Annotated in this window: 13 protein-coding genes; 8 read left to right on the forward strand and 5 right to left on the reverse strand. The window is 39.9% G+C overall.

Annotated elements, in window-relative coordinates; all coding sequences use genetic code 11:
* Positions 1–30: 30 nt before the first annotated feature.
* The 3 genes from R9C00_23855 to R9C00_23865 all read right to left on the reverse strand — a co-directional run bounded on the left by R9C00_23855 (position 31) and on the right by R9C00_23865 (position 2335).
* On the reverse strand, positions 31–849 hold the full coding sequence (locus tag R9C00_23855; protein ID WPO34737.1) for a GAF domain-containing protein: 819 nt from the start codon (positions 847–849) through the stop codon (positions 31–33).
* Positions 846–1442 (reverse strand): chemotaxis protein CheB, encoded by a 597-nt coding sequence (locus R9C00_23860; protein ID WPO34738.1) that lies wholly within the window; start codon positions 1440–1442, stop codon positions 846–848. Before R9C00_23860 ends, R9C00_23855 begins: the two co-directional genes overlap by 4 nt.
* Before the next feature lie 65 nt (positions 1443–1507).
* A complete protein-coding gene (locus tag R9C00_23865) occupies positions 1508–2335 on the reverse strand; it encodes a protein-glutamate O-methyltransferase CheR (GenBank protein ID WPO34739.1) in 828 nt (275 codons plus the stop codon).
* 765 nt (positions 2336–3100) lie between these two features.
* Between R9C00_23865 and R9C00_23870 the strand changes: the two genes are divergently transcribed.
* Genes R9C00_23870 through R9C00_23880 form a run of 3 tightly spaced genes read left to right on the forward strand, consistent with a single transcriptional unit; the run spans position 3101 to position 5301 of the window.
* Positions 3101–3646 carry a DUF4199 domain-containing protein gene (locus R9C00_23870; protein ID WPO34740.1) on the forward strand — a complete coding sequence of 182 codons (546 nt, stop codon included), beginning with the start codon at positions 3101–3103 and terminating at the stop codon, positions 3644–3646.
* Positions 3647–3680: 34 nt separating this feature from the next.
* Positions 3681–4652, forward strand: coding sequence for a glycosyltransferase family 2 protein (locus tag R9C00_23875; protein ID WPO34741.1), 972 nt, complete (start codon positions 3681–3683; stop codon positions 4650–4652).
* 1 nt (position 4653) lies between these two features.
* A complete protein-coding gene (locus tag R9C00_23880; protein WPO34742.1) occupies positions 4654–5301 on the forward strand; it encodes an NAD(P)H-binding protein in 648 nt (215 codons plus the stop codon).
* A 1-nt stretch (position 5302) separates the two neighbouring features.
* Here R9C00_23880 and R9C00_23885 read toward each other — a convergent pair whose 3' ends face one another.
* Entirely contained in the window at positions 5303–6193 is an 891-nt protein-coding gene (locus tag R9C00_23885; protein ID WPO34743.1) for an alpha/beta fold hydrolase, read from the reverse strand.
* Between the two features lie 140 nt (positions 6194–6333).
* On the opposite strand from R9C00_23885, the gene guaA reads away from it, so the two are divergent.
* On the forward strand, positions 6334–7863 hold the full coding sequence (gene guaA / locus R9C00_23890; protein WPO34744.1) for a glutamine-hydrolyzing GMP synthase: 1530 nt from the start codon (positions 6334–6336) through the stop codon (positions 7861–7863).
* Between the two features lie 75 nt (positions 7864–7938).
* On the opposite strand, the gene R9C00_23895 is transcribed toward guaA, so the two are convergent.
* The gene (locus R9C00_23895) at positions 7939–8322 is read right to left on the reverse strand and encodes a DUF1573 domain-containing protein (protein WPO34745.1); all 384 of its coding nucleotides are present in this window, start codon (positions 8320–8322) and stop codon (positions 7939–7941) included.
* Between the two features lie 50 nt (positions 8323–8372).
* Here R9C00_23895 and R9C00_23900 point away from each other — a divergent pair, with 50 nt between their 5' ends.
* The 4 genes from R9C00_23900 to R9C00_23915 all read left to right on the forward strand — a co-directional run bounded on the left by R9C00_23900 (position 8373) and on the right by R9C00_23915 (position 12147).
* Positions 8373–8903 (forward strand): HAD family hydrolase, encoded by a 531-nt coding sequence (locus R9C00_23900; protein ID WPO34746.1) that lies wholly within the window; start codon positions 8373–8375, stop codon positions 8901–8903.
* A 76-nt stretch (positions 8904–8979) separates the two neighbouring features.
* The gene (locus R9C00_23905) at positions 8980–10461 is read left to right on the forward strand and encodes a hypothetical protein (protein ID WPO34747.1); all 1482 of its coding nucleotides are present in this window, start codon (positions 8980–8982) and stop codon (positions 10459–10461) included.
* Positions 10462–10683: 222 nt separating this feature from the next.
* Positions 10684–10836, forward strand: a complete 153-nt coding sequence (locus R9C00_23910; protein WPO34748.1) for a lmo0937 family membrane protein — start codon at positions 10684–10686, stop codon at positions 10834–10836.
* A 240-nt stretch (positions 10837–11076) separates the two neighbouring features.
* Positions 11077–12147, forward strand: coding sequence for a DUF748 domain-containing protein (locus R9C00_23915; protein WPO34749.1), 1071 nt, complete (start codon positions 11077–11079; stop codon positions 12145–12147).
* The last annotated feature ends 264 nt before the right edge of the window (positions 12148–12411 follow it).

Raw genomic sequence — 12411 nt, forward strand, 5'->3', positions numbered from 1 at the left:
GTATTAGCGTAGTTATTAATCTTCAAAAGGTTATGAAACAGTCACATCCTCGGTTTCAAGCAAGCCTATTATGATCTTTGAAGTCTCGCGAATAAACTCAACATCAACATGGGAAAAAGTGGTAAATGAAGCGATTTCAACCACTCCTTTAACGAAATCTTCCTGTTTTATTGGGAGTATTATTAAATTATTTGGAGTACTTTCCCCTAAGCCCGAAAACACTGTTATATACCCGTTAGGAACAGACGATGTTTGAAGCTCTTTTCCCGACTTCGCAGCTTGACCTGCTAAGCCTTCACCGAACTCGTATCTTATCTTTTGGCTATCAGGTTTTTGAAAGGCAAACCCACCTACAAACTCTAAAAAATTCAAGCCATCTTCGGTTATAGTCTTGTAAATAGCACCAGTACTAGCCTGTAGTTCTTTACAAAGAGCACTAATAGCTTTGTCCAGCACTTTCGATTCATCATCTCCTGTGATAGCATCAATTTGCTCTCTAAACCTTTCTAGCCTTTCTAATAAAAGAACCTCATCATAATTAGACGATTCAGCCTCACTCTTCTTCACGGTAACATCTTTCTCCACATAGACTATATTTTCTGCCTTATGATTTAAATTATAAGTCGAAAACATAAATATCATCAACATGATAATGAGTAGGTCTAACCCTAAAGCCCAATAAGCTTTTTGAGTGACTTGCCGTGCAACTTCAACTTTTGAAGTTTCGTTAATATCAAGTGCTTTCAAAATATCAGTCGGAAGACCGAAAAGTTCAAAAGCTGCGTAGATCGTCACTAAAATAAATGACACTACCAGTAAAATGCTAAAGCTTCTTGTTATTGATTTCATGCGATTCTGAATTGTTTGTCCAATTCCAGTAGAAATTTTATAATTTGATCTGTCTGTAAAACATAATCTATCTGAGTCATAGCTTGTGCCGCACTCGGCATAGTATTGATCATGCTTTCCTCAGGATCTTGTATTACTGTCGTCCCTCCCCTTTCCTTAATCCTCTTCATCCCATAAGCACCATCTTTATTGGCACCTGAAAGCAAAATCCCTATCAACTTATCTCTGTAGGCATAGGCCGCAGACTCAAGGGTAATATCAATGGCAGGTCTCGAGTTGTTTACCAACTCTTCTGTGGTTAGCGAAAAAGAGTTACCGAGTTCGATTGACATATGATAATTGGCCGGAGCTAAATACACCAACCCTCTTTTGATCATTTCTTTATCATAAGGCTCACTCACCGGCTTCACACTTTTGATCGTCAATGCCTCCACAAACCCATGCCTGACGTGTTTTAAACGGTGCAGGCATAGAAATATTGGCAGAGGGAAGTCTTTTGGCAAAGATGCCAATATCTTCGTGATTGGCTGGAAACTTCCCGCCGACCCTCCTATTGCTATGGCCTTATATTTATTATGTAGTTTGAATCTCATTTGCAGTCTTTCTAGCGCATACAAACTTCTCACTTAAGTTCTAATAGTATTGCTCAGAGTAGTTACTACTCCTTTATTTTCTTATACACCTTCTCTTCATTGTTCACCACAATGAACTTGTTGGCTATATCGCACCATATAAGAGACTCCTTCGAGCCTATGGCCAAATAGCCATATTTGAAAAGACTTTCGTGAAGTTTGTACAGCACATCATTTTGCAATGTCTGGTTGAAATAGATCATCACATTTCTACATAGAATTAAATCGAACTTAGAAAAGACGATACCCTGAACTAAATCATGCTTTCTGAAAGACACCGGCGCAAGTAGCGAAGGATCTAAAATAGCTTTACCATTCTCTTCGGTATAATACCTGTCCATTGTGTACCTTCCTTCAAATCGGATATAGTTCTTCGAGTTCAGGTCCATATTCTTCATATTGATCACGCCTTTTTTAGCACGATCGATAATCTCTGTATCCACATCTGTAGCCACTATATGAGACTTGTCTAAAATGTCCATTTCCTTGAGCAAGATAGCCATAGACATCACTTCCTCTCCAGAGGAACAGCCAGCATGCCAAATACTGATCTTATTATGGTTCAGTAATATATTAGGGATTATCTGATCTCTCAGCACTTTCCAGAAAGACGGATCCCTGAACATCTCTGTCACATTCACAGTAATCTCAGAAACAAACTCTTCAAAGAAAGAAGGAGTGGTTTCAAGTTTATCAATTAATGCATCAACCGATTTGAACTTATATAACTCTGTTATACGCTTAATCCTTCTTTTGAAGGAAGACATCGCATAATTTCGAAAGTCAAAATCATACTTTTCCTTTACGAGCTGTGTCAGCTTTCTCAAATCTGCTATTTCAATTTCTTGCTGCATTGTCTCTTTTGTTCTAATAAGTATTGTGTTGCTCCAATTAGATTGCCCTGTGGTAAAATATAAAGTGATGGCTACCTATACAGAAGTTTTTAATTTTTTGTGTTTTTGAGTTACCAATTCCCAAATACCCCTCACAACTTTACACGAATTGGTTTTCCAGACTGCCAGAAAAACTCTTTCTTACTACGATGGAAGTCCTAAAAATGGTATTAGCATTTCTTTATTTATTCTAGAAAAATCAAATAATAAAAATATGGATAGTAAGGTAATAAACCCTTTATCTTAGATTTCAATCAATTCACCTAAGTTTTAAGCCTTTGTAGAAAAGCTTCCTTATAGACTCAAAAAGTTTTATTCTGGTACTTTTTATTAGCTGGGTATGAAGTAATGTTGGGCAATTGCAATTCTCAAAAAAAGCTCTTCCAAAAAAAATAATCAAAGAAGGTAATTCATTTATCAGGGAAATACCTAAAGCTAAATAAGCAAAGAATAACCCATGGCTTAAGCCAAAACAAACAATAGCGAGTGAAATAGGTAACTAAATTAGCTGTGGTTGAGAGTGCACTTGACCTAGAAATGTGCGACCCAATTTACATTTTATCTTCAAATATCCGAACCTCTTGCTTAAAAACTCTCCTCCAAACAACTAAGAAAATATTTTAGTCCAAAAAAAAGCTGCCTCTAAATTGCTTTTTGTTATTTCTATTACCTTTGTTCTCAACAATAAAAGATATTTCATTTTTCTAAAACAACCTATCTACTGAAATGGAAGATAATTTACTTGATTACCAGCAAGAGCCAGTTTCCTCTAAATCTATAGCTATAAAATATGGACTGATTTTAGGTGTGGTAAATATTATTTTCACCTTGATCATCCTTTATACAGGTTTGTTGGGAAATACTATCATTGGTTTTTTAGGATATGGTATCTATTTCGCATTCCTTTTTTTAGGAATGAAAGAGTTTAAGGGTGACAACAACGGGGTTATGACTTTCGGCAAAGGGTTTGGCTTAGGCACACTCGCCTCGCTCATTGCAGGGTTGTTCATGTGTGTATTCTTCTATGTATATCTTTCATTTATAGACGACTACTTGTTGACTTTTATGCTCGATTTTACAGTTACTCAACTTGAAGAATCGGGTACGGTAGACCAAAATGCCATAGATATGGCCATGAGTATATATGAAGATTATCTTTTCACTCCTTTGGGCTATTCTATATTGGCTTTAGTTTCAGGTTTTTTTGTAGGAATGATCATTTCTTTGATTACTGCCGCCATAACTAAGAAAAACCCGGAAGTACCTTATTAAACAATCATTTTTTTGAGTAAGCTAAACAACACTTATGATTACCCCAGAAATAGACATCTCTATCGTCGTCCCGCTTTTTAATGAAGAGGAATCTCTGCCCGAGCTTGCCGCTTGGATTGATCGCGTTTTGAAAAAAAACAATCTTTCCTACGAAATTATAATGGTAGATGATGGCAGTACAGATACTTCTTGGGAAGTGATCAAAGGCTTGAAAAAGGACTTTTCGTCTATTCGAGCGTTTAGCTTTCTCAGAAATTATGGCAAGTCCGCTGCCCTCCAAACAGGCTTCCAAGCTTGTAAAGGGAAAGTGGTGGTAACGATGGACGCCGACTTGCAAGATAGTCCAGACGAGCTCCCCGATTTATATAAAATGATCACTGAAGAAGGCTATGACCTTGTATCGGGATGGAAAAAAGTACGCCATGACCCCATCATGAAAACAATCCCTTCCAAGTTTTTCAATTACGTGACCAGGGTGTTTTCAGGCATCAGACTCAACGACTTCAACTGTGGGCTCAAAGCTTACCGCCTTAAAGTGGTCAAAACCATAGAAGTTTATGGTGAAATGCACAGGTATATCCCTGTGATTGCCAAATGGAATGGGTTCAAGAAGATTGGGGAAAAAGTAGTAGAACACAGGGCAAGAAAATATGGAGTGACCAAGTTTGGGCTCGAAAGATTCATAAATGGTTTTTTGGACTTACTTTCTATCACCTTTGTGAGCCGGTTCAAAAAAAGCCCCATGCACTTCTTTGGCACGTTAGGTTCACTTTCATTTTTACTAGGTTTTATCTTTTCCGCCAAAATCCTCATCGAAAAAGTATATACTTCCAATGTATTGGGAATCCAACTTGAAAGAGAAGTAGTAGAGCAGCCTATATTTTTCCTTGCGCTCGCCGCACTTATCATAGGTACTCAACTCTTTTTGGCAGGCTTCCTTGCCGAGCTAATCTCACGAAATGAACCTAAAAGGAACGAATATCACATTGAAGAAGAAATAAAATAACATGGGTAAAAAGGCAGCTATTATTGGGGCAACAGGACTTATTGGCTCACACCTTCTTCAGCTACTCGAACAAGACAAAAGCGTTGACGAAGTTGTGGTGCTGGCCAGAAGAACTTTCAAGGCTTCTAGCCCAAAAACGGTTATTCATGAAGTTGATTTCAATAACCCAAAAAGCTATGGCAGCCTCCTGAAGGGTTGTACCCACGCCTTTTGCTGCCTTGGCACTACTATGAAAAAAGCAGGCTCAAAAGAAGCTTTTTACCAAGTTGACCACGAGTATGTCCTCAGCTTTGCCCGCCAGACCCATCTTCAAAACTGCACTTCTTTCTCCCTCGTTTCTTCACTGGGCGCCGATGCAAGCTCTGTATTTTATTACAACAGGGTAAAAGGGAAAATAGAAAAAGCCATCCAAGAAATTCCATTCAAAACTATCCACATTTTCCGCCCATCATTGCTCTTGGGCAACAGGAATGAAAAACGACAAGGAGAAAATTTCGCCAAATGGGCAGACAAAACTTTTTCGTGGCTTATTCCCAACAAATACAAGGGAATAGAAGGAGCTAAAGTAGCAAAAGCAATGCTTGAAAAAGCAAATAACCCAGTGCAGGAAACTGCTATTTACGAATCTGAAGAAATCAGAAAAATGTAAATCATTCCCTACTCAAAAATGCCCATATTTTTCTATTTATAGCTTCTTTCTCCTCTTCCATCACGAAATGCCCACTGTTTTCGAAAGTATAATAATCAGCATTGATAAATGCCCCTTTCATTTTTTTAAAATAATATTCACCCAAAAATGGGTCTTTCATCCCCCACAAAAACAATATTTCCTTCTCGGAAATCACCTCTATTTTTTTCCAAATTTCCTCAAACCACTCTTGCTCATACAGTAAACTTTGGGCAAAGCCCAACGTGCCCATTCGCTCTTTGGGCAACCCAAAAGGTGCGGTATAATGTGCATGTACTTTGGGGATAAGCACCTTCTTTTTAGCATAGCCTTTTGGTAACAGATACTTCGCAGAAAAATTAAATTGCTTGTACAAAAATGGAAGGAAAGGGTTTCGCAAAACCTTCTTGACTTTATTAAAGCTCGGGTCTTCTTCCATAGAAAACGACCAAGTATTCATACAAATAATCCGATTGATCCGATGCGGATTATTTACGGCATAATTCAACCCTATCGGTCCTCCAAAATCATGTACGATCAAATCAAATTTTTCTACCCCAAGCTTATCTACAAACTTTCCGAAATTTTCCGAGTGCTTCTCAGCAGAATAAGGATAATCCACTGGCTTATCAGAAAGCCCAAAACCAATATGGTCAGGTGCAATGCAGCGTACATTGTCCGAAAGAGCTTTGATCAAATGACGATAAACAAATGACCAAGTAGGCGTGCCGTGCACCATCACCGCAGTAGATGCCCCGTGTTGGCTATCTATAAAGTGCATTTTTTGCCCATCAATTTCAGTATAATGAGGGCGAAATGGATACGATTTTATATTGAGCCATTTGGGCTTAGAAGTAATGCTCGACACTTTCATTTTATAATTAGGCTATCTTTTTCAAGTAATTTACTTGATTCAAATTTCATTAAAGAAAAAATCTATTCTCGTATTTCAAAAAAAACAAGGCGATTAAGGCTTTTCCTGAGCAACTTTTCCCTTTTTGTTTAACTTTGCGAATGGAACAGAAAATTTTAATCTTTGACTTTGGTTCCCAGTACACACAGCTCATCGCCAGACGAGTAAGGGAACTAAATGTATATTGCGAAATACACCCCTACAACCACCTTCCAAAGGTTGACAAAGACGTAAAGGGAATCATCCTTTCGGGCAGTCCACATTCCGTACTCGACGAAGATGCGCCTATGATTGAGCTAGATTCTATCAGAGGCGAGTTGCCGATGCTAGGAATATGCTACGGTGCTCAGATGACTGCTTTTGAAGCAGGCGGAGAAGTAATGCCTTCCAAAATAAGAGAATATGGAAGGGCCAAACTGAGCTTCATGAACGACCAAAGCCCGCTCATGAAACACATCACCAAAGACACGCAAGTGTGGATGTCCCACGGAGATACCATCAAGGAACTTCCCGAAGACTTCGAGATCATTGCCAGCAGCGACGACGTACAAGTAGCAGCCTTCCAAGTAAAAGGCGAGCAGACCTTTGGCTTGCAGTTCCACCCAGAGGTAACCCATTCTACCGAAGGTAAGCAAGTTCTCAAAAACTTCTTGGTCGATATTTGCGGTTGCGACCAAAGCTGGACTCCAGCCCATTTCGTAGACCAAACCGTTGACGAGCTCAAAGAAAAGCTAGGAGACGACAAAGTAGTGATGGCACTTTCTGGCGGAGTGGATTCTACCGTAGCCGCAATTTTGGTGCACAAAGCCATCGGAAAAAACCTTTACTGCATATTTGTAGATAATGGCTTGCTCCGAAAATACGAGTTTGAAGAAGTTCTCCAGTCGTACAAAGACATGGGGCTGAACATAAAAGGTGTAGATGCCAAAGAGAAATTTTACACCGCCTTGGCAGGAATTTCAGAGCCAGAAGCCAAAAGAAAGGCAATTGGCAACGCATTTATAGAAGTATTTGACGATGAGGCGCACCTCATCCAAGACGTAGTTTGGCTAGGTCAGGGAACAATTTACCCCGACGTAATCGAATCTATCTCGGTGAAAGGACCTTCGGCTACTATCAAATCTCACCACAACGTAGGCGGACTTCCCGACTTCATGAAGCTGAAAGTAGTTGAGCCGCTCAACACGCTGTTCAAAGACGAAGTGAGAAGAGTTGGTAAGGAATTGGGAATCAAGCAATCGATCTTAGGTCGCCACCCATTCCCAGGTCCAGGCTTAGGCATCCGAATTTTGGGCGACGTTACTCCTGAAAAAGTGCGTATCCTCCAAGAAGTAGATAATATCTTCATTAAAGGATTGAAAGATAGCGGACACTACGACGACGTGTGGCAAGCCCTAGCCGTGCTTCTGCCTGTACAGTCTGTGGGTGTAATGGGCGATGAAAGAACCTACGAAAACGCCGTTGCCCTCCGAGCAGTTGGCAGCCTCGATGGCATGACCGCCGATTGGAGCCACCTTCCCTACGAGTTCTTGGCAGAGATCAGCAGCAAAATCATCAACCAAGTGAAAGGTGTAAACCGAGTGGTGTACGACATCAGCTCCAAGCCACCAGCCACTATTGAGTGGGAATAAAAAATCAAAGCCCTCATTTCTCTATGAAATGAGGGCTTTTTCTTTAAGAATCATCATTTACACCAAACCATCAACCTAAGGCACCACATTCGCTTTAATCTTTATCCGCACCTGAGGCTCTGTTCCATTGGTATAAACCGTGATGATTTTATTCTGAATCCCCATTTTCCCCTGTGTATTAAATACGATAGTCACCTCTCCAGTTTCATTTGACATAATCGGTTCCTTAGGATAAGAAGGCGCAGTACATCCGCAGGTAGTTACTATGTTTGAGATCAACAAGGGAGCTTTGCCCTCATTGGTAAAGCTAAAAACATGGGTAACTTTTTCTCCCTGCTTCACATCCCCAAAATCATGTTCGCTCACAGCAAATTTGATAGATGCACCTTCAGCATCTTGAGCAAGGGTTGGCAAAACCATCACCAAACCTAAAAACAAACTCAACACTATTTTTTTCATGGTCAATTATTTTCTCTTTATTTGAACGTAACAATTGCAAGACAATAAACATGCAAAGAAACGATATAAAAACAAAATGCGTCTTTTTGGACAGGGATGGAGTCATCAATCACGACCCAGGACATTACACGTTTGAAGTAGACAAATTCGATATAATTGAAGGCGTGCCCGAAGCCATTGCCAAGTTCAAAGAAGCTGGCTATTTGGTCATTATCATCACCAACCAAGCGGGGATAGCCAAAGGGCTGTATACAGAAAAAGAAGTAATGGCTTGCCACCAAAAACTCCAAGATGCATGCGGAAATTTGGTGGATGACATTTACTTCTCGCCCTACCACCAAAACTTTACCAACTCACTTACCCGAAAACCTGGCTCGCTCATGTTCGAAAAAGCCATAGCCAAATACCATATCGACCCAGTCCAATCATGGATGGTGGGCGACAGCGAACGGGACATGACTCCTGCAATAAAGCTTGGTATCCGAACTGTTCGCATCGCTCCAGAAGGAACGGAAACCGAAGCAAATTATATTTGCCAAAGCCTATGGCAGGCTACAGAGCTGTTTATTTTGGGGAAATGAAAAATACTTTTCTAGCAACCATTTCAAAGGGAATAGGTTAAGTACTCCAACACTTCAACCAGTATTTATACCATTTATGAAGAAAAAATACTTCATCGGATTTTTTGCAGTACTGCTCATTTTCGGTCTAGCCCTTCCTCCTTTATTCATTCATTTTCTGAAAAAAGAGCTTTACAAACAAGCTGAGGAAAATACTATATTCAATATTTCTCTGGGTGAAGTATCTGTTGAGCTTTTTCCATTAAGCATTCTCTTGGATGATGCCCGCATCACAACAAATCCAGCCGATTCTTCAAGTAGTTTCCCTCAGCTCGACGTGAAATTCCCAGCTATTTCGCTCAAACAGATCAGCTTATGGTCTTATCTTTTGGATGAACAAATCCAAGTTGGAACACTCAACCTTTCCCCTGCCTCAGTTCAGGTAAACTTTACAGCGGATACTTCTTCCTTATTCGATTCGCTTTCTTGTCTCCTCAGCCTCCAAACAAGCAACCTTTCTTTTGACAAAAAGCATCCTGAAAACATTCAGCTAGAAAACCACCAATTGTCTATAACCCAATTGAAAACCAACACTTCGGATGGGTTTTATTCCTTCACACTGGAAGAGCTAAAAAGTGAAGGGAAAGAACAATTACAACTAGAAATGAGTGGGCTCAACATGACTCCCAACTACTCAAAAGCCGAATTTGCCCAACGGAAAAAGTACCAAACTGAACAAGCCAAGCTCTTCATAGAAAAAGCAATTTTTACCGATTTTAATCTTGCCAAAGCCATTAAGGAAAAGTATATTGACCTCAGCTCTATTCAATTTCAAGGACTTAACCTAGAACTGTTTAGAGACAAGCACTACCCTCGCAAACCTAATCAGTTCAAGCCCTTGCCCCAAGCCATCCTTCGCAACTTACCTTGGAAATTTGCCATCGGCAACACCGAATTTGCCAACTCTTTTCTACAATACGAAGAACTCATAAAGGAAGCTGAAAACCCGGGCAGCTTGTTTTTTGAAAGCATAAATGCAAATATCTTGAATATAACCAACGATTCTCTCGTGAACCCTTCTGGAAAGTTTTCTATGAAGGCAAAAGCTGATTTTATGGGAGAAGGGAAACTGGACGTAGCGTTCAACTTTGACATGTTCCGAGAAGATAATCAATTTGATTTTTCAGGAAGTCTCAGCACCATGTCCCTTACCAGCATCAACCCTATTCTCGAAAATATCGCTTTGGTGCACATAGAAAGTGGTAAAATGGAAAAAATGGATTTTTTCATCACCGCTGACGAAAGCCAAAGCATCGGCAACCTCCACTTTTATTACTCCGACCTTAAAGCCAAGCACCTCCCTCCAACATCCCATGCAAATGCCAACATTTTCAAGAAAGTACTTTTCGACCTAATGGAAAGCATGCTAATACCCAAAGAGAACCTTGCCGGTAAAAAATTTAGGAAAGGCAAAGTCAATTTCCAACGGGATAAAGAAAAATCAATAGTCAACTATTGGTGGAAATCTATTTTCAGCGGACTCAAATCAACCGTTGGCATTAAGAAACCTGCCCAATAGGGAAAATATTTGCCCATTCGCCCGCCAAATGTGTGGCTTTTTTTCCTCAACAGTTCTTTTCTACAGGTAAGTCGTAAAATCATTAGATTTATTTCACACAAACATAACACCCTCATTTAAAGTAGAATAACACTTATAATCCACACATCCTGTAAGCCACTGACAACTTGTTGGTACAAATCTTACAAATAGGTAAGTACGTTTAACCAAACCAATCTTACCATGTCAAACATACTCTATTTAATTGCAATTATTCTTGTTATAGGCTGGCTACTAGGATTCTTCGTACTCAACTTAGGTAGCCTCATCCATGTACTTCTTGTCATCGCACTAGTGGCAGTTATTTTCAGGCTTATCAGAGGGCAGCGGATTTAGCGAAAACTCATATCCTTATTCAATATATAAGGGGAAAGAACCACGAAACCAACACTAAGCTCTAATTCTCAACAACTAACAACAATTAGAACACGTAATTGACACAACCAACTTCTTTCCCCGCTCATTTTTTAAACAGACTAACTGAACAACATAGCATTTAACAATTAAACCAAATACCCTTAAAACCAATCAACATATTAAACTATCAAACTTTCACATCACCTTATCCTTACCTCCATGAAAAAGCGATATTACATATTTATAGCAATTGCCCTCCTGCTCATAGTTGGACGATTGGTACTACCGCACTATGTGGCAAAATATGTGAATAAAACGCTCGATAATATAGAGGGATATCATGGGCAAATTGAGGATGTTGACTTACACCTGTACCGTGGGGCTTACGTGATTAAGCAGCTAAAAATTGTAAAAACAGACGGCGACGCCCCCGTACCTTTTGTAGATATTCCCACTACCGATTTGTCTGTAGAATGGAAGTCTTTGTTCAAAGGGTCTTTGGTGGGAGAAATTTCCTTTACCAACCCTGAGCTCAACTTTATAGCGAGTGTAGAAAGTGAAAGCACTGAAAAGGCAAAGACCACGAAGCAGACGGGAGAAGAAGTGGACTGGACCGAACCGCTAAAAGAGCTTTTGCCCATAAAAATCAACCACCTAAAAATAGTAGATGGGAAAATCACCTTCCAAGACCTCATGGCAAAACCTCAGGTGGAACTATTCATAGACAGCCTATACATGGATGTTTCTAACCTGAGCAATGTGGTGAGAAACGACAAAAAGCTTCCCTCTGTGGTAGCGCTCACGGGTAGGTCGATAGGCGAAGGCTCACTAGACATTTCGGGGAAAGCCAATTTCGTGAAACAAATTCCCGACCTCGATCTCAAAGTGAAATTTACGGAAGTAGAGCTAGTTGCCCTCAACAAGTTCTTTAATGCCTACGGGAATTTCGATGCCGAACGAGGGGAATTCAACTTGTTTTCGGAACTAACTATTGACAATAACAACATAGACGGATATTTAAAACCGTTTATGAGCAACGTAAAAATATTTAACCTCCAAAAGGACGTAGAGGAAAAGAACTTTTTCCAAGCTATGTGGGAGGGAATTACTGGAGTGGTTTCGGAAGTGGTGGAAAACCCCAAAGAAGACAACATAGCCACTGAAATTCCACTACAGGGGGAAATTTCCGAACCTGAAACCAATGTGGCAAAAGCAGCAATCAATGTACTCAAACACGCTTTTATAAAAGCTTACGACGAAAGTTTTAACGATAAAGGAAAGCCTGAATAACTAATTTTCGCCTTCCTACTATAACTGAATTGGGCACCTTATCCTTATTTACCAAACCGAAACCCCTTTCCTGTTTTCATCTCGGAATCAGATCAAGGGGTTTCTCTATTTAATACACTGTAAATGTATAATGAAGATCCGTGTGGCGCACAAATCACTTTTTAGAACAACAGGGCTATGCGCCACAGCTCTAGGGATAGTTGATTTCTTTTGGGCACGTACTTAATTACTTTTTGGGCAAATGAGTTTAACTTTGCTTCTCTT

The sequence above is a fragment of the Flammeovirgaceae bacterium SG7u.111 genome (assembly GCA_034044135.1).
In the GTDB taxonomy this organism is placed as follows: Bacteria; Bacteroidota; Bacteroidia; order Cytophagales; family Flammeovirgaceae.